Origin of the sequence: Mycobacterium sp. pR1184 (genome assembly GCF_041287235.1) — a bacterium.
Classification (GTDB): Bacteria; Actinomycetota; Actinomycetes; order Mycobacteriales; family Mycobacteriaceae; genus Mycobacterium.
This window is the reverse complement of sequence record NZ_JBGGKR010000014.1, coordinates 124,520-143,255: the sequence shown is the minus strand read 5'-3', so window position 1 is coordinate 143,255 and position 18,736 is coordinate 124,520. Positions and strand designations below refer to the sequence as shown.

General features: G+C 66.9%; 10 protein-coding genes. 3 read left to right on the top strand and 7 right to left on the bottom strand.

The features are described 5' to 3' along the window. Positions 1–147: 147 nt before the first annotated feature. From ACAG21_RS22670 to pks2, 3 genes are all read left to right on the top strand, one after another. Positions 148–399 (top strand): hypothetical protein, encoded by a 252-nt coding sequence (locus tag ACAG21_RS22670; RefSeq protein ID WP_370498514.1) that lies wholly within the window; start codon positions 148–150, stop codon positions 397–399. Positions 400–509: 110 nt separating this feature from the next. After that, positions 510–2,249: an AMP-binding protein gene (locus ACAG21_RS22665; protein ID WP_370498513.1), complete on the top strand. Its 1,740-nt coding sequence runs from the start codon at positions 510–512 to the stop codon at positions 2,247–2,249. Further along, complete coding sequence (pks2, locus tag ACAG21_RS22660) at positions 2,246–8,758, top strand: sulfolipid-1 biosynthesis phthioceranic/hydroxyphthioceranic acid synthase (protein ID WP_370498512.1); 6,513 nt, start codon at positions 2,246–2,248, stop codon at positions 8,756–8,758. Before ACAG21_RS22665 ends, pks2 begins: the two co-directional genes overlap by 4 nt. Before the next feature lie 34 nt (positions 8,759–8,792). Here pks2 and ACAG21_RS22655 read toward each other — a convergent pair whose 3' ends face one another. Genes ACAG21_RS22655 through ACAG21_RS22625 form a run of 7 tightly spaced genes read right to left on the bottom strand, consistent with a single transcriptional unit; the run spans position 8,793 to position 18,734 of the window. Continuing rightward, positions 8,793–9,155, bottom strand: coding sequence for a VOC family protein (locus tag ACAG21_RS22655; RefSeq protein ID WP_370498511.1), 363 nt, complete (start codon positions 9,153–9,155; stop codon positions 8,793–8,795). Positions 9,156–9,161: 6 nt separating this feature from the next. Further along, positions 9,162–10,415, bottom strand: coding sequence for a trans-acting enoyl reductase family protein (locus tag ACAG21_RS22650; RefSeq protein WP_370498510.1), 1,254 nt, complete (start codon positions 10,413–10,415; stop codon positions 9,162–9,164). Then, complete coding sequence (locus ACAG21_RS22645) at positions 10,412–11,668, bottom strand: acyltransferase (protein WP_370498509.1); 1,257 nt, start codon at positions 11,666–11,668, stop codon at positions 10,412–10,414. Before ACAG21_RS22645 ends, ACAG21_RS22650 begins: the two co-directional genes overlap by 4 nt. Before the next feature lie 12 nt (positions 11,669–11,680). Then, complete coding sequence (locus tag ACAG21_RS22640) at positions 11,681–12,511, bottom strand: ABC transporter permease (protein WP_370498508.1); 831 nt, start codon at positions 12,509–12,511, stop codon at positions 11,681–11,683. Further along, positions 12,511–13,287 (bottom strand): ABC transporter permease, encoded by a 777-nt coding sequence (locus ACAG21_RS22635; protein ID WP_370498550.1) that lies wholly within the window; start codon positions 13,285–13,287, stop codon positions 12,511–12,513. The genes ACAG21_RS22640 and ACAG21_RS22635 overlap by 1 nt, the downstream gene beginning before the upstream one ends. Before the next feature lie 44 nt (positions 13,288–13,331). Then, entirely contained in the window at positions 13,332–14,321 is a 990-nt protein-coding gene (locus ACAG21_RS22630) for an ATP-binding cassette domain-containing protein (RefSeq protein ID WP_370498507.1), read from the bottom strand. Between the two features lie 9 nt (positions 14,322–14,330). Continuing rightward, entirely contained in the window at positions 14,331–18,734 is a 4,404-nt protein-coding gene (locus ACAG21_RS22625; RefSeq protein WP_370498506.1) for a type I polyketide synthase, read from the bottom strand. Between the last annotated feature and the right edge of the window lie 2 nt (positions 18,735–18,736).

Sequence of the window (18,736 nt, the reverse complement as noted above, 5' to 3'; positions counted from 1 at the left end):
GATCATCGCGCATGCGCCGGCGCCGTGCAGCGGCTATTTGTGGGACCAGCGTGCCGATCACCGGCCGATATTGGCTGGTCAACGATATCGCCGATTCGCCAACGTGGCCGCGAGAGAACGGGTAGGTTGCTCGCCGTGGAGGTGGTGATGACCGCGGGCGCTCGCCCCTGTCAGCTCAGCGCGCCGGCGGTGCTACACCGGGCGCCGGAAAAGCGCGGGCAGACTGGGTCGTCGCTGAACCGCCCGGCGGTACACTTCGTCGAACAGCGGGTGGAGCAGATCGTCGGAGTGCAAGCCGGCGCGGTCGCGCAAGCCACGCGCTCGCGGACTGGCGTCGCCGCCGCGGACACCCGCCTCACCTATGAAGTCTTCTCATCCAGGGTGGTGCTGCACAGATAGAAGTTCGTATCGGTTAGTGGCATGGGGTGGTGCCGCGAAAAACCAGGCCGCGGCATCCCGTGGGGGACGCGATGCGCACCGATATTTTGAAGAATCAGAAGGGTAGCGTTATGTCCGTTATCGAGTCCTCCATCCCCGCGGTGCTGAGCGACAATGCTCGCCGGCAGCCTAATGACACCGCATTCACATTCATCGACTACGACGTGGATCCGAAAGGCTTCGCAGAAAGCCTGACCTGGTCGCAGCTGCACCGGCGCGCATTGACCGTTGCCGCGGAACTGCGGCGCTGCGGAACGACCGGGGATCGGGTCGCGATATTGGCTCCGCAGAGCCTCGACTACGTCGTCGGTTTTCTCGGGGCGCTAGAGGCGGGCTTCATCGCGGTTCCGCTGTCGGTCCCGCAATTCGGCGCCCACGACAGCCGCATTTCGTCGGCACTACAGGATTGCACTCCCGCCGCCATTATCACGACGTCCGCCGCCGTTGATGGAGTCGTTAAATATGCGGAGTCGCACGGCGGATCGGCCGCGCCGACGGTCCTTGAAATTGACTCACTCGACTATTACTCCGCCGGGGAATTGACGGCCGAATACGAGCATCCCAAGGAAGCGTATTTGCAGTACACGTCGGGGTCGACGGGCCAGCCCGCCGGCGTCGTGATCACCCACGAGAACGTGGTGACGAATTGCCAGCAGCTCGAGTCGGGCCTGTTCGACGTTTCCGGGCCGCCCGAAACGCTGGTGTCGTGGCTGCCCTTCTACCACGACATGGGGCTCATCCAGGGAATCTGTTACCCCATCGTGTGGGGGCTGCCCGCGGTGCTGACCAGTCCGATCGCATTCCTGATCGAGCCGGCCCGCTGGATGCGGCTGCTGGCGAGCAACCCCCGGCCGTTCTCCGGCGGACCGAACTTCGCCTTCGATCTGGCGGTGCGCCGAATCTCGGACGACGACATGGCCGGGCTCGACCTGAGCGGCGTGGTGGGTCTGGCCAATGGCAGTGAACGGGTGCAGCCGGCCTCGATCGCTCGCTTCATGGAGCGGTTCTCCCGATACGGCCTCCCCGACACGGCGATCCGTCCGTCCTACGGCCTGGCCGAGGCGACGCTGTACGTCGCAAGTGCGAAGACGGGGCAGGCGCCCAAATCCGTGCGCTTTCAGTACGAGCAGTTGTCGGGCGGTCGGGCCACGCCGTGCACCGAGGCGCAGGGCGGCAGCGATCTGATCAGTTACGGCGCCATGAAGTCACCGCTGGTGCGAATCGTCAACCCCGACACCAGGACCGAGACGGCGCCCGGAGTCATCGGAGAGATCTGGGCGCACGGCCGCAACATCGGCAACGGCTATTGGCGCAATCCGGAACGGAGCAAGCGTACATTCGGTGCCCGGATCACCCAGCCCTCCGCGGGCACACCCGAGGGCCCCTGGCTGCGGACCGGCGACCTGGGGTTCATCTCCGACGGCGAACTGTTCATCATGGGCCGGCTGAAGGATCTGCTGATCGTGGACGGCCGCAATCACTACCCGGATGACATCGAATCGACGATCGGGCAGATCACCAAGGGACGGGTGGCGGCGATTTCGGTTGCCAACGACACCACCGAGCAACTTGTCGCCATCGCCGAGGTCAAGAGCAAGGCCGGCTCCGACGAGGATGCTCAACAGAAGCTCCGTTCGATCAGGCGCGATGTCGCCGCGGCGATTTCGAGTGCGCACGGTGTGCGTATCGCCGATCTCGTGCTGGTGGCGCCGGGTTCGCTTCCCCTCACGACGAGCGGCAAGGTGCGACGGTCGACGTGTGTCGAGTCCTACCGGCTCGAGGAGTTCGAACGTTTGGACGTTTCGGCGTGACGTCGGCCGGTCCTGATGCGGCCGGGGGGCTCGAGCGCTGGTTGATCGACTATCTCGTCAGCGAGATCGGTTGTGATCGTGGAGATGTCGGCCTCGATGTGGCGTTCAACGACTTGGGAGTGGGTTCGCGCGATGCGGTCGTACTCTCGGGCGAGTTGGCGACATTGGTCGGCCGGTCGGTCTCGCCGCTGGATTTCTGGCAGCACCCCACGATCAACGAATTGGTGCGGTTCCTGACCACACCCGAGTCGGAGTCCGAGCTGACCGCCGACCCGGAACGTGGTTGGGCCGACGAGCCCATCGCCGTGATCGGACTGGGATGTCGTTTTCCCGGTGACATTTCAGGACCCGATGCGTACTGGCGGTTCCTTTGTGAGGGGCGTTCGTCGATAACCGAGGTGCCCGCGGACCGATGGCTGCCGTTCGACGACGGCTCACCGGAGATCACGAAGGTGCTGGCCGGCACCACCCGGTGGGCTTCGGTGTTGAGCGACGTCGACGGTTTCGACGCCGAGTTCTTCGAGATCTCCCCGCGTGAAGCGGCCGCGATGGACCCGCAGCAGCGGCTGTTGCTGGAAGTGGCCTGGGAAGCGTTGGAGCACGCCGGGATTCCCGCGGAATCACTGCGTCGTTCCCAGACCGGGGTCTTCGCCGGTGCGTGTGCGACCGACTACGGGTACCTGGCCGGGACCGATCTGTCTCGTGTCGACGCGTGGAGCAACATCGGCGGCGCGCTGAGCATCATCGCCAACCGGTTGTCGTATTTTCTGGATCTTCGCGGCCCGTCGGTGTCGGTGGACACGGCCTGTTCGTCGTCGCTGGTGGCCGTGCACCTGGGATGTCAGAGCCTGCGCACCGGGGATTGCGATCTGGCCATCGCCGCGGGAGTGAACCTGCTGTTGTCGCCGGCCATCTTCCGCAGCTTCGACGGAGCCGAAGCGCTGTCGCCGACGGGGCAGTGTAAATCCTTCGACGCCGACGCGGATGGATTCGTCCGCGGCGAAGGGTGCGGCGCGGTGATACTCAAGCGGGTCAGCGACGCTATGCGCGACGGTGATCGGGTGCTGGCGGTGCTGCGTGGATCGGCCGTCAATCAGGATGGCCGATCGAATGGGCTGATGGCACCGAATCCGGCTGCGCAGATGGCGGTGCTACGTGCGGCGTGTGCCAACGCCGGCGTCGCTCCGCATCAGGTCGATTACGTCGAAACCCATGGAACGGGAACGCTTTTGGGCGATCCCATCGAGGCGCGTGCACTGGGTACGGTGCTGGGCCGCGGGCGCTCCGAAGACGGTCCGCTGCTGATCGGGGCCGTCAAATCGAACATGGGTCACCTAGAGGGCGCGGCGGGAATCGCCGGCCTGATCAAGGCGGTGCTGGCGGTACACCGCGGGCATATCCCGCCGAACCTCAATTACCGCACCCCGAACCCGCACATTCCGTTCGACCAGATGCGGCTGAAAGTCGTTGCCGAACCTACTGATTGGCCGGACACCGGGCTGCCGCGACGGGCGGGCGTGTCGTCCTTCGGCTTCGGCGGCACCAATGCCCACGTGGTGATCGAGCAGGCCCCCGAGACGGATCCCGTTGCTTCCCAACCGGGCCCGGCGGTGAGCACACTGGTGCTGTCGGGCAAGACGACCGAACAGGTGAGTTCGCTGGCGTCGGCGTTGGCGGACTGGATGGACGGTGACGGCGCGGATGTGGCATTGCCCGATGTCGCGCACACGCTCAACCACCACCGGTCCCGGCACCCCGTGTTCGGCACCGTGTGCGCGCGCGATCGCAAGCATGCGATTGTCGGACTGCGCGCGCTGGCCGACGGCACGCCGGCTGACGGTGTGGTGGCCCCGCACCACGCACCGTCGCGACCCGGCACCGTGTTCGTGTATTCCGGGCAGGGCTCGCAGTGGGCAGGGATGGGCCGCCGGCTGCTGGCCGACGAGCCGGTGTTCGCCGCCGCGGTCGCCGAGCTGGAGCCGATATTCGTTGCGCACGCCGGGTTTTCGCTGCAGCAGGTGTTGGCCGGCGGCGAGCCGGTTACCGGTATCGAGCGGATTCAGCCGCTGCTGGTGGCAGTGCAGCTGGCGCTGACGGCGTTGTGGCGCTCCTATGGCGTCGAGCCGGACGCGGTGATCGGGCATTCGATGGGCGAGGTCACCGCGGCGGTGGTCGCCGGAGCGTTGAGCGTTGCCGACGGATTGCGCGTGATCTGTACCCGGTCGCGACTGATGTCGCGGCTGTCCGGTCAGGGGGCGATGGCGCTGGTGGAGTCCGATGCCGCGGCCACCGAGGCGCTGCTGGCCGACTACCCGCGGGTGAGCCTCGCGGTGTACGCCTCGCCCAGGCAGACGGTGATCGCCGGCCCGCCCGATCAGGTCGACGCGGTGATAGCCGTCGTGGCCGGCACCGACCGGCTGGCCCGGCGCATCGAGGTCGACGTGGCCTCTCATCACCGAATCATCGAGCCGATCCTGGACGAATTGCGTTCTGAACTAGCCGATTTGGACCCGGATACGCCGGCGATCCCGGTGATCAGCACGACGAGGGGCCCCGGCGACGACACGCCGGGCTTTGATGCCGACCACTGGGTGGCCAACCTGCGCAACCCGGTTCGGTTCAGCCAGGCCATCGCGGCGGCCGGGCAGAGCCATGCCACCTTCGTCGAGATCAGCCCCCACCCGTTGCTCGCCCACGCCATCAACGACACCCTTGGCGCCGGGGACCACCGGATTGTCAGCACCCTGCAGCGTGACGCCGACGACACCCTCACTTTCCACACCAATCTCAACGCGAGCCACACCGGCCATCCACCCCAGACCCCGCACCCGCCCGAACCGCACCCGGCCCTGCCGTCGACGCCGTGGCACCACACCCGCCACTGGCTCGGCGCCGCGGAGCATCGTGCGCAGCTGCCGGCCCGCGACTCCGAGACAGCCGGTGGCCGAACCGTTTCCGTGCATCCCCTGTTGGGTGCACACGTGCGGCTGCCCGAAGAGCCCGAGCGTCATGTCTGGCAGGGCGAAGTCGGCACCGCGGCGCAGCCGTGGCTGGCAGACCACCAAGTGCACGGCGTTGCGGCTCTGCCCGGAGCCGCCTACTGCGAGATGGCGCTCGCGGCGGCGCGCGCGACGCTGGGCGACGCGTCGGAGGTCCGCGACATCCGGTTCGAGCAGATGCTGTTGCTCGATGGTGAGACGGCGCTGAGCGCCGACGCGGCGGTCCAGTCGCCCGGCGTGGTGTCCTTCGAGGTGCAAACCGATGAGGAGGGCGAGTACACGCGGCGGGCCGTGGCAACCTTGCAGGCCATCGACGAGCTGGGCCAGCCGCCCGCACACGATGTCGCCGCGCTGCTCACTGCCCATCCGAACCGGATCGACGGGACGTCGCTGCGGGAATGGTTCGACAACCGCGGAGTCCGGTTCGGCGCCGCGTTCGCCGGCCTGACGGCGGTGCGCACCGGCAGTGCAACGACCGGCACCGTGCTGGCCGAAGTCGCGGCACCGCAGCACGTTAGCCTGCAGCACAGCGCGTTTCGTGTGCATCCCGCGTTGCTCGATGCCTGCTTCCAGTCGATCGCGGCTCATGCGCGCAGCGGTGAAATCGCCGAGGGCGCCCTGCTGTTGCCACTGGGGGTCCGTCGGCTGCGCAGTTACGGATCGCTACGGGACGCTCGGTACTGCCTGAGCCGGGTGACCCAGGCCAACCAGACCGGGATGGAAGCCGATCTCGACGTATTCGACGAGAACGGAACGGTGCTGCTGGTCGTGCGTGGGCTGCGAGTGGGCGGTGACGTCTCCGAAAGTACTGTGCGCCAACGAGTACTGGCCGAACGTCTGTTGGCGATCGAGTGGGAGCCCCGCGAGCTGCCCGCCGGCGAGAGCGCTGATGCCGGGAACTGGCTGCTGCTGGCCGACGACGGCCCGCTGGCCGCCCGGCTGGCCGAGGCTCTGAAAAGCCAAGGCGCCCAATGCGAGATCGCTGGACAGCTCGGCACACCGCGCAACGATGTCGCCGGTGTGGTGGTGCTGGCCGGACCGCCGGCCGCCGCCGTCGACGAGAAGTCCCCGGCCCGCGGCCGCGAGCAGGTGCGGGCTCTGGTGCGGATCGCCCGCGCACTGGACGAGGGCCAGGACGAGCCGCCCCGGTTGTACGTCGTGACCCGCAATGCCCAGACGGTGTTGCCCGGCGACCAGCCCAACCTGAACCAGGCGGGCCTGCGCGGCTTGATGCGAGTGATTTCCGCCGAAGACGCCGAACTGCGGGCGACCCAGATCGATATCGACGAGGAAACCGACGCCGCGCAGTTGGCGCGCCAGCTGCTGGCCGGATCGGACGAGGACGAAACCGCCTGGCGCGCCGGACAATGGTATGTCGCGCGGCTGCGGTCGGCCCCGCTTCGCCCCAGCGATCGGCAGACCGCTGTCGCGAATCATCAGCTTGACGGCATGCGCCTGGAGATCCGCACGCCCGGCGACCTGGAGGGTTTGGAACTGGTTGCGTTCGAACGCACCGCACCGGGGCCGGGCCAGATCGAGGTCGCGGTCACCGCGTCCAGCCTCAACTTCGCCGATGTGCTCATCGCCATGGGCCGATTCCCCAGCGTCGACGGGCGTCAACCGTGCCTCGGTATGGATTTCGCGGGCGTGGTGACCGCGGTCGGGCCGGATGTCACCGACCATCAGGTCGGTGACCGGGTCGGTGGTGTATCCGAAAATGGCTGTTGGGCAACGTTTGTCACCTGCGATGCCAAGCTGGCCGTGACGCTTCCGCCCAGTCTGGATGCCGAGCAGGCCGTCGCGGCCACGACCGCGTATGCCACCGCCTGGTACGGCCTGCAGGACCTGGCCAGGCTCAAGCCGGGGGAGCGGGTGCTGATTCACTCGGCAACCGGCGGAGTGGGGCGGGCCGCAATCGCGATAGCCCGTTCGGTCGGGGCGGAGATCTTTGCCACGGCGGGCAGCCCGCAGCGGCGGGCGCTGCTGCATGACATGGGCATCGAGGGTGTTTATGACTCGCGCAGCACCGAATTCGCCGACCTGATTCGCCGCGACACCGACGGGTATGGCGTCGACGTCGTGCTCAACTCGGTCACCGGTGCCGCGCAGCGAGCGGGCTTCGAGCTGCTGGCCATCGGTGGACGGTTCGTCGAGATCGGAAAGCGCGACGTCTACGGTGATACCCGGCTGGGCCAATATCCGTTCCGCCGCAACCTCACATTCCACTACCTCGACCTCGCGCTGATGGCGGCCAGCCAGCCGCGGCAGGTCGGGGATCTGCTGCGTACGGTCTACCGGCTCGTCGGAGCAGGTGAGTTGCCGCCGCTTGAGCACACAACGTACCCACTTGACCAGGCGGCCAAGGCAATTCGGGTGATGGGTGCGGCCGAACACAACGGCAAACTCGTGCTGTCCGTACCGCGGGAGGGACACAGCACAGTGCTGGTGCCCCCGGAGCGGGCCACTGTGTTCCGCGGTGATGGTGCCTACATCATCACCGGCGGGCTGGGCGGGCTCGGGCTGCTCCTGGCAGCCGAGATGGGCAAGGCAGGCTGCGGCCGGATCGTGCTGACCGCCCGGGCCAATCCAACTCCCAAGGCGCGCCAGGTCATTGATCGGATCCGGGCCGGCGGGGTCGACGTCGTCGTGGAGTCCGGCAACATGGCCGAGGCCGATACCGCGGCCCGGGTGGTGGCCGCGGCCACGGCCACCGGGCTGGCGCTGCGCGGGGTGCTGCATGCCGCGGCGGTGGTTGTGGACGCCACGCTGGCCAACATCACCGACGAGGTGATCGACCGTGACTGGGCGCCAAAGGTTTACGGCGCATGGAATCTGCACCGCGCCACGCTGGGCCAGCCACTGGACTGGTTCTGCTGTTTCTCCTCCGCGGCAGCCCTATTGGGCACGCCGGGACAGGGCGCCTACGCGGCCGCCAACAGCTGGGTGGATGCCTTCACGTCGTGGCGGCGCCGCCAGGGCCTGCCGTCGCTGGCTATCGCATGGGGGGCGTGGGGCGAGGTCGGGCGTGCCAAGCACCTGGCCGACGGCGGACGTACCACGATGATCACCCCCGACGAAGGGGCGCAGGCGTTCACCGAGCTGCTGCGCTATAACCGCGGCTATACCGGCTACGTCCCGATGACCGGTTCGTCGTGGCTGGCCGAGTTGGTGGCGCGCCGTCCGTTCGCCGAAGCCTTCCGGCACGCGGGACCGCACCAGGCCGGCGAGACCACGTTGCGCACCGAACTTCGATCGCTGCCGCAGGACGAGTGGCCCACCCGGCTTCGGCGTCTGATCACCGAGCAGACCGGTCTGATCTTGCGTCGCACCGTCGACCCGGACCGCCCGTTCGTCGAACACGGACTGGACTCGTTGGGCAATCTGGAGCTGCGGACTCGCATCGAAGCCGAGATCGGTATCCGTGTGACGCCGAAGGCCATTGCCACCCACAACACGGCCCAGGCATTGAGCGTCCATCTGGCCGAGACGCTGGTGGCCGAGAAAACGTAGCGGCTCTGTCGGATCGCTGTGGCACGACCGCCGGCTACCCGGGGCCAGACAACATAAAGCGGTGTCCTTCCGGCGATCTCAAGCCCATCTCTCGTCGGCCCCATGGTTCGGTCGTGGGTGCCTTGATCACCTCGGCATTCAAGGACACGGCTCGCGCGTGGTAATCATCCACCCGGTCGACGTGCAAGTAGGCGATATAGCTGTGATCGCCCAACTCCGATGCGGGAACCACCTCGGGGCAGCGGCCGAGTCTGAACGTGACCGCCCCCGCGGTGCAGAATATCCAGTTACCCGGGTCGGGTTCTGACGTGGTGCATCCGAGAACTGAACGAAACCACTGGGCTGCCTGGGCCAAATCGTGTACCGCCAAGACGGGGTCGGCGCCGAGAAGCTCCATGGTGGTTCAGGCTAGCCGGGTGGTGGTCAGGGTCACCCCGGCGGCCGGCAGTCGCGCCACCAGTGCGTCGCCCATTGCCGCAGCGGGAGTGAGCACACCGGATAATCCGGACAGGCGGTCGCGATCGAGTGCGAGCGCCAGCCCGCTCTCGCCGAGCATGACCGAGGTCGCGTGGTACGCGTCGCAGTTCTGTGCGTACGTCGCCAGGTAGCGGGCCCCGGTCGTGGTGGTGGTGTAGGTCTGCATCGTGAAGTGACCACGTTGTTGGGAGGCGTCACTCGGACCGGCGCCCGATTTGGGCAGCAGCCGCTGGACCCATCGCCGCGGCAATCGGTGCGAATGCCGATTCGCCAAGCGGAAGCCGCCCGCCAGGGCAGCCGTGACGGTCCTGGCGGCGACCGGAGCCACAAGCGACCTTCCCAGACTCATCGTTTCCGAATAACGGAACCGCCGGCCATACGCCCATTCTTGTAATGCATTGCTGCGTCGGACTATTCGGTCGTTGTAAGGACCTTGAAAGAACCCTCCAACCGAGAACCCGGCCAGTTCGGGCGCGATGTCGCGGCCCCGATGCCACGAAAAGTCGGGCTGCGGACCAAGTTCGGGTTCGGCGCCGCGGTCGGTGGTCAGCGTGTAAGGATCCTCGACGAGGCGGCGCGCATGCGCGTCGGCAGACGCTGTGCGCATCGCATCGAAATACGATGCCAGGGTTCCGCCGGAGGCCCCGGTTTGGCGAAACGCACGCAACACCATGGTCGTGTCGGTGAGCTCCCCGGCCCCGTCTTCGCGCGCCTTGCGATACAGCCGGTAGACGTTGAGATCCGAAGGGATCGAGTCGAATCCGCACGACAGCACGATCCGGGCACCGGTGTCGACGGCCTGCTTGTGGTATTGGTCGATGGCGTCGCGGGCGAACATCAACTCGCCGGTCAGGTCGGCGTAGTCCGTTGCGGCCGCGGCGCAGGCGGCCACCAGTGGCAGGCCGTATTGGGCGTAGGGCCCGACGGTCGTCAGCACCACCCGGGTTCGCGACGCCATCGCGGCCAGCGTCGACGGTTGCGCGGCATGGGCGACGATCACCGGCCAATCCGCTGCCTGCCTCCCCAGTGTCTGCCGCACGGCCAGCAGGCGTTCACTGCTGCGGCCGGCCAGGGCGACGCGTGCCGGGGATCGGCAGCGGGCGAGGTATTCCGCGGTCAGCTTGCCGGAAAAGCCGGTGGCCCCGTACAAGACGATGTCGAACTCACGCTCGGTGGTCACTCCATCATCCAGCTGTCCTCGGCGGGTGCTGCGCACAACAGGGCATGGACTTGCTTCAGAGACTCCTCGTGGCCCGGCAGGTTGGAGTGGCGCTCGATGTACAGCTGACCCGCGAAGGTCCAGCAACTGTAGAGGTCGACCGGCGCGTGGGCCGCGAAGTGGAATTCGCCGCCGACGTCAGTGATCTCGATGCCTTCGGGCGTGCGCAGGCCGGGGATCGAGCCGACGTCCGTGCACATCACGAACGGGGGAAGCCCGGGCAGGCTGCCTTCGTACTGCAAGCTGAAGTGCAGCGACGACTGTTGGATCAGGCCTTCGGACAGGTCGGCGCGAAACGCCTCCACGATGTCGCCGGCCAAGCCGACGAGATCGGTGTCGGCCCCGATTTCGGCCAGATAGCTCGCCAACCCCAGCGGCATCGTGGCATCGGTTGCACCGACCGGGGGCGTGAGGTGATAGCGCAGGTCAACCGGATAGAAGTAGGGAATCGGGATGTGCGGGGTGTTGCGGATTTCCCATTCGGCCAGCAGCAGTGCCGCGGCCACCAGGGAGTTGAGGCTGAGCTGGTTGTCCCGGCCCAACTCCAGCAACGCCGATGTCTCCTGCTCGGTGAAGCGGACTCGCGCCACCGGAATGTGTTGCATTAGATCGGAATTCGTCATGATGACCGGCTTCTCGACGATGGGCAGGTCGTAGGCGAAGGCCGCCGGGAAAAGTCGCTCCAGTCCCGAACGCTGCTGCTTGGCCACGCCGCGCTGTTCGAGCAGCGCCTCGAGCGATTCGGGAGCGGGTCGCGGGGTTACCGGGCCGGCATGACCGGTTTCCACCACGTTGGTATAGCGGGACAGCAGCTCTTCGAACAGACCGAAGACGTGGTGCCCGTCGGCCAGCGCGTGGTGCGCGTATAGCGTCAGTTCGCTTTGTTCGCCGCTGATTTGCAACCGAAGATTCAGCAGGGATTGGTTCTGATCCAGGCGCATGCCCGCGATCGCGGCCTCCGACGTGTGCTCATCGACGATCCACACCCCCGGATGCATGACGTCTTCGGCGACAATCTGATGCCGGTCGTCGTCGGCCTGCTCGAGGTGGCCGGCCCAGATCGGGTACATCTGCAGAAGCGCGTCGAACGCATCTGCCATTGCGTCGATATCGACGTCGCCGGTGATGTGTATCTTCAGCCCGAAAAAGGTCTCATTGGCCGCGAACACTTCTTCGCTGTGCGCGAGCTTGCGGATCACGGATCCGGAAAACACTGCTGACTTCCCCTATCTGCGTGTGCTGGCCCGTCGATAGCCCAGCAGCGTTGGTCCGATGCAGACCGCGGTGATGCCGGCGACCCACAGCAATGTCTCGATCATCGGCGAGCGCACCGGCCCGCCCAGCGCCAGTGCGCGCATCGTGTCGATCGCGCAGCTGATCGGCTGGTGGGCAACCACCGGCTGAATCCACTTGGGAAATTGGTCTATCGGCAGGAATCCGGTCGAGAAGAGGATCGCGAGCAGATGCACCAGCGTAATCGCCTCGAGGAGAAAGTTCTTCGACGCATACCAGGCGATCGTGGTGATCAGGGTCGCGAACGCGAGCCCGAACAGCACCGGGATGCCCAGCCACACCAGGGTGGGCAGGATGCCCTGTTTGAAGCGGAAGCCCAGCACCATGCCCGCGACCAACACGATCCCCGTCGTGACGACGATCCGGACCATCTCCGCGACGATCCGCGAGCAGACGCCCGACGCCCGATGCACGGGCACCACCCACAGCCGGCGCAACAGGCCCTCGTCGCGCTCGACGATCAGGCCGATCGCACCGACCGCCGAACCGTTGACCGCCGCGGCGAGCACGTTCATCGGAACCGTGTTGAACAGCGCGTCGTATCCGGCGACTTGGGTAACGGCATGGCCGAGAACAATATTCATGGTGATCAGAAACAGCACGGGCAGCACCGTGACCATGATGATCGCGGTGATGTCGCGTGACCACTTGGTGAGTATTCGCCGGGTCTGCACCAGAGTTTGCGGGAGCAGCAGGCGCGCCGAATTCTCGTGCACGCGCGGCGCGGCCGCCCGGCGCATGGTTTCCTCGTATACCAGAGTCATCAGGCCCGCTTCGACAAAACGATCACCGATACCGGGACCAGCAGGGCGGCCAATCCGCACAACCACGCCAGCGTCGGCGCCAACACGGACCAGGTCAACGACGTGTGGAACGGTGCGACGTCGCCGGCCGCGGCATGCAGGCTGTCCACCAGCGCGGAGATCGGCTGGTTGCGAACGAAGGGCTGGACCCAGCGCGGGAACTGCTCCACCGGTTGAACACCGACCGACAGCAGCCCAAAGATCAACGGCGGCAACGTCAGCATGGGTGCCATCGCCTCGGGGTTGCGGGATCCGGTGCCTAACAGGTCCGCCGCGAATGACAGCACCGCTCCGAACACGAGTACCAACGCGCAGAAGGCAACCGTGTCGACGGCCGAGCCGCGAAAGCGAAATCCTATGGTGTAACCGCAGATCAGGGCGACCGTCAGGGACACCGTGCACCGGTACAGCGCGGCGGAGATGCGGGCGGCCACCGGGGTGAACGGTGGGATCGGCATGGAGCGGAACCGGCGGTTGACGCCCTGCACCGAGTCCGTCGCAGCCCGAAACGCCGTCGACATGGCGGCGAAAGTGATGGCCTCCAAGGCGATCAGCGGCATCAAGTACTGCGCGTAGCTGCTGGCCACACCCCTGGTGACGTTGCCCATGATCTGGTGCAGCGGGATGTAGAAGCCCGCGGTGAACACCACCGAGACCGCGATGGTGATTGCGAGCTCACCATTGCGCACGGTGGGCGCGATGAAACGGGCGGTGAGCACCCACCACTGGGCCCGCATCGAGGGGTGGGGTCGCGCCTGGGATCCCGTGAGGCCGGCGGCGGTCACCCGATCGCCTCGGCAATGGAGGTGACGGGGTCTTTTGTCAAAGCCAGGAATACGTCGTCCAGCGACGGGCGGCGCAGCGCGACATCGGCAACGGCGATATCGGCGGCGGCGAGCCGCCCGACGGCCTCGAGGAGGGTGTTGGCGCCGTCGAGAGCCGGCATGGCGATCCGGTCGGAATCGGTTGTCAGCGCGGTCCGGTTCTCTTCCGGCAACAACGAGCGCAGGATCTCGGCGATCACCGCCAGATCGTGCAGGTCCCGCGGAACGACCTCCAGGTAACTGCCGCCCGTGCGTGCCTTGAGTTCGTCGGCCGTTCCCTCTGCGATGATCCTCCCGTGGTCGATCACGATGATCCGATCGGCCAGCGCGTCGGCTTCCTCGAGATATTGGGTGGTCAACAGCGTGGCGATGCCGCGGTCCTTGAAATTGCTGACCAGATCCCAAATACCTTGCCTGCTACGGGGATCCAGGCCGGTGGTCGGCTCGTCCAAGAAGACCACCTGCGGCGGGACCACCAGACCGCAAGCGATGTCGATCCGTCGCCGCATGCCGCCCGAGTATGTCTTCACGCGCCGATCGGCGGCATACACCAGATCGAATTCCTCGATCAGTTCCTTGGCGCGGCTGCGCGCGGCCGCCTTTTTCAACCCGTAGAGCCGACCGAACATGAAAAGGTTTTCCAGGCCGGTCAGCGTGTCGTCGATCGCCACCTGCTGTCCGGTCAGCATGATCGACCGGCGCACACCGGCCGGCTCGGTCACCACGTCGTAGCCGGCGACGAGCGCGCGGCCTGCGTCCGGGCGGCTCAGGGTCGACAAGATGTCGACCAGCGTGGTCTTGCCGGCTCCGTTGGGCCCGAGCAGGCCGAGCACCTCACCCCGGCCGACTTCGAAGCTGACCTCATGCAGGGCCACGAAATCACCGAAGGTCTTGCGCACCCTGTCGACGACGACGGCCTTGTCGAAGTCGCGCTCTGCGTTGTTCATCGAGCCCCCTCAGTCGAACGACGACAAGTCCACCAGCGCCAGCTCCACCGGCGGTGAGCCCGTATCGCCATCGTCGGGGATGGCATCGACAGCGTCGGAGACCAGGGTCCGCAATGCGATGGGGAAACATTTGACCAGCGCTTGCGCCCGCTGCGGTGCGACGCGGCGGGCGTCGTACCACCAATCCATATGCAGCGCAGCGGAATAGCGGTATACGCGAAGTTCGATCGCATGCCCCAGCCCGGGAATGGGATCCCGCACCGGCAGCGCCGCGTCGGAGTCGAATTGCACCGGCGCGTCCAGCGGCGGCGGCTCCGGGACCGTGCCGACGTAGCGCAGGTGAATGTCGGAGGCGCCGGCGGCGGCCAGCGTCCGCGCGGTCGGCGCATAGACATAGCGAAGCAGTCCGTAGCCGACCCCGAAGTGCGGCACGGATTTCAGGGTGTCGTTCACGCCTGCCAGCAGCTCGGTCGCAGCCGCGGCCTTCGAGCACCGCAGCGCGGCCGGATAGATCGTGGTGAACCGGCCGATGGTGCGCCGCAGATCGACGTCCGGCCTCAGCACCGAACGGCCGGTGCCCTCCAAGTCGACCAAAACCACACCCTCGCCGACGGTTTGGGCGATCGTTGCGCTGAGCGCCGCCAGCAGAACCTCCTCGATCGGTGCGCCGAGCCGGCGGCGGGCGTCGTCGACTTCGGCTGTCTCCGCGATGTCCAGCGCCGACGGGAGCCTCAGCAGGTCGCCGGCGCTCGGCGGGTCGGTGATGGCCGGATCGCCCAGTTGCATTGTCGCCGCGGTCAGGGTCTGCAGCCAGAAGTCGCGAGTGTCCACGACGGCGGGATGCGTTGCCAGGGCCCCGGTGCGCAGCGACCAATCACGCCATCCCGCGGCCGTCGGGGGCAGCAGGATCTGTTCGCCCGCAAGGTGTTGGGACAAGGCGGTGAACAGATCGGTGAGCAGGATTTCGCGCGAGGCGATGTCCGCGATCATCTCGTGGGCGGACAACACCAGGTAGGAACCGCCGGTGCCACCGGCGACATGGGTCGCGGTGAACAGCGCGGTCAGGTCGTCGCGGGCCACCAGTTCGGCCACCACGTCGCGCACCGCGGCGCGCTCGTCGGCCACACCGCCGGGCAGCGTTCGCGACGACAGGCGGCCGAATTCCTGGGGTGCGGCGATGTGCTGCTCCCAGGTGCCCGCCCGGTCGACGAGTTCGAGGCGCAACGCGTCATGGTGATTGGCCAACGCGGTCAGCACGGCCCGGATGTCGTCGACCGTGACGCTGGGCGCCAGTGAGAAGATCAGCGGGACGCGCCAGCGACCGGCTTCTCGCACACCGTGTTCGAGGAAACCGGCGATATTGGCGGGCACCGGTGAATACGCGTCGGCGTCCGGTGGTTGCGTCAGCCCGGCCCCGGTGAACTCGGCGTCGACGGCAGCGGCCAGGCTGGCCAGGGTCGGGTGTTCGTAGAGATGCTGCGGGGTGACGACCAACCCGGAATTGTTGGCACTCGTCGAGATGCCGATCGCGATCAGCGAATCTCCGCCGAGGTCAAAGAAATTGGCGTTGCGGTCCAAAGAGGTGACGCCCAGGCATTGCATCCAGATGCGATGCAACGTCGCCTCGGTGGCCGATTGACCGTTGACCGGGGCCGCGACGACGGCGACGCCGTTGGTGGACGAACCGTTGAGCTCCGCGGGCGTCCCGGTCGACACGACGGGCTTGGGGTCAATCCAGTGCCGCTCGCGCGCAAAGGGATAACCGGGCAGGCTGACGATGCTGTTCGTTGATCCGGTGACCGGCGACCAGTCCACGGCCACATCGGCCGCCCACAGCTGGCCGAGGCCGAGCAAGAAGGCGTCCCGGTCGTCGGTGTTCTGCACGGGGTGGCGCATCAGCCGCACGGCGCGGTGCTTGCCCGACCACTTGGAGTGCCGGATCGCCGATCCGGTCAGGCTGCCGCCCGGGCCCATTTCGACCAGGACCCGGTCCGGATCGGTCAGCAACACGTCGAGTTCGTCGGCGAACCTGATTGTCGCGCTGATCTGGCGCGCCCAGCTGGCCGGGTCGGTGGCCTGCTCGTCGGTCATCCAGGTCCCGGTCAGGTTGGACAGCATCGGCGTGTTCGGCCGGTGCAGCTCAACGCCGCAGAGGAAGTCCTGGAACTGTGCAGCCATGGAATCCATTGCGCTGGAATGGAATGCGTGCGTCGCGCGGACCCGTCGAGCGTTGATGCCGCGCTCGCGCAGGCGCCCGGTGAACGCGCGAATCTGGTCGTTGGGTCCGGCGACGACGCAGTTGCCGGGATCGTTGACCGCGGACAGGTCGACCCCGGGGGTAAGGAATTCGGCGATGTCGTCGGGCCCCAGTGCGACGGCGACCATGGAGCCCGGCGGGGATTCGTGCATCAGGCGGGCCCGCAAGGCCACCGTCTTGATCGCCGTCCGAAGATCGAAGACCCCCGCCAGCGTGGCCGCGATGTACTCGCCGGTGCTGTATCCGATGTACGCGCCGGCGCGCACACCGAAGGTGTCGACCAATTTGGCCAACGCGTACTCCACCGTGAACAGGGCCGGCTGGGAACGGTCAATGCGCTCCAAATCCGTTGTGGCGTCCCCGAATATCTCGGCACGCAGATCGATGCCCATCTCGTCGTTGAATCCGGCCACGCAGGCGTCGAAGTGTTCGGCGAAAACCGGCTCGGTGTCGTACAGGCCCCGGGCCATCCCGACGTGCTGAGCGCCTTGCCCGGGAAACATGAAAACGACCCGGTCGGACGTGGATTCGTCGGTGTCGGGGTGACTGACGGACTCCCCGACGAAAACGTTGTCGTGCTCGGCGGCCTGCAATACCTTCGCCGCGTGCTCGCGATCGTGCACCACGGCCGCCATGGCGATGCCGTGCTTGCGACGAGCGGACAGGGTGAAAGCGGCGTCCGCCAGGTCGGGTCCGTCCGGGTCGGCCAACGTCGCGGCCAGGGCGGCACGCGCTTCATGCAGCGCCGCCGGCGTTCGTGCGGACAGCAACAGCACCTGGGGACGGTCGGGCTTGGCGGCCGGCGGAACCGGCGGCGCTTCTTCCAGCACGACGTGCACGTTGGTGCCGCCCACCCCGAACGAACTGACACCGGCCCGGCGCACGCCGTCGCATTCCCATGGGCCGTATTCGCTTTGCACGGTGAACGGAGTCTCGTCGAGATGCAGCTCCGGGTTGGGACTGGTGAAGTGCAGGGTGGCGGGAATCGCCTTGTGCTGCAGGCACAGAATCGCCTTGACCAGACTCACCACGCCCGCGGCCACCTCGAGGTGGCCGATGTTCGATTTGACCGACCCCAGCACACACGGTCCGGGCCGCGGCGTCTCGGACACGGCGAACGCGGCTTTGAGGCCCTGGACTTCGATCGGATCGCCCAGCGCCGTACCGGTTCCGTGTGTCTCGACGTAACTCACGGTCGAGGCGTCGATACCCGAGACCGCATGGGCTTCCGCGATCACATCGGCCTGCGCGGCCGGGTTCGGGGCCGCGTACCCCATCTTCATGGATCCGTCGTTGTTGATCGCGGACCCGCGGATGACCGCGTGAATCCGGTCCCCGGCATCGATAGCGGCTTGCAGTGGCTTGAGAACCACGATCGCGGCACCGCTGCCGAACACCGTTCCGTCGGCGCGCACGTCGAACGGGCGGCAGTGGCCGGCCGCCGACACCATCGCTCCCGGCGAGTTCCAGTAACCGACCCGGTGCGGGATGGCCAGCGACGAACCGCCGGCCAGCGCCATGTCGCATTCACCGGACAACAGGCTCTGGCAGGCCAGGTGGATCGCGACCAGCGACGACGAGCACGCGGTCTGAACCGAGATGCTCGGGCCGCGCAGATCGAACTGATGCGATACCCGCGTGGCCAGGAAGTCCTTGTCGTTCTGTAGGAACAGGTTGAACTGCTCGAAGTCGAGTCCGGTCGCCATGAAGGCGCCGCCGCCGTGATGCGAGGCCAGGTTGTGCATCAGATAACCGCTGGGGGAACTGGTTCCGTAGACGCCGATCGCGCCGTCGAACGTTGCCGGGTCACAGCCGGCGTCCTCGAAGGCATGCCACGCGCACTGCAGGAACAACCGGTGTTGCGGATCCAGCTTGCGGGCGAGTTGCGGTGGAAATCCGAAGAACTCGGCATCGAACTCGTCGAAACCGTCGATCAGCGGCGCGCGCCGCACGTACCCGGGGTTCGCCAGCACCTCGTCGCTGACGCCGGCCGCGCGCAGGTCGTGCTCGGACAGCGTGGTGATCGACTCCTCGCCGCGCGCAAGGTTGTCCCAGAAGTCCGCAACATTGTTGGCGCCCGGGAATCTTCCGGCCATGCCGATCACCGCGATGGCGTTGTCCGGCGGTGCCGTTGCGTAAGCCTCTGGCGTGCTCATTA

Bases quoted from the DNA above. Each gene is read 5' to 3' on its own strand.
- ACAG21_RS22640 (WP_370498508.1), bottom strand. From the start codon at position 12,511: ATGACTCTGGTATACGAGGAAACCATGCGCCGGGCGGCCGCGCCGCGC.
- ACAG21_RS22625 (WP_370498506.1), bottom strand. From the start codon at position 18,734: ATGAGCACGCCAGAGGCTTACGCAACGGCACCGCCGGACAACGCCATC.
- ACAG21_RS22670 (WP_370498514.1), top strand. From the start codon at position 148: ATGACCGCGGGCGCTCGCCCCTGTCAGCTCAGCGCGCCGGCGGTGCTA.
- ACAG21_RS22630 (WP_370498507.1), bottom strand. From the start codon at position 14,321: ATGAACAACGCAGAGCGCGACTTCGACAAGGCCGTCGTCGTCGACAGG.
- ACAG21_RS22635 (WP_370498550.1), bottom strand. From the start codon at position 13,287: ATGCGGGCCCAGTGGTGGGTGCTCACCGCCCGTTTCATCGCGCCCACC.
- ACAG21_RS22665 (WP_370498513.1), top strand. From the start codon at position 510: ATGTCCGTTATCGAGTCCTCCATCCCCGCGGTGCTGAGCGACAATGCT.
- ACAG21_RS22655 (WP_370498511.1), bottom strand. From the start codon at position 9,155: ATGGAGCTTCTCGGCGCCGACCCCGTCTTGGCGGTACACGATTTGGCC.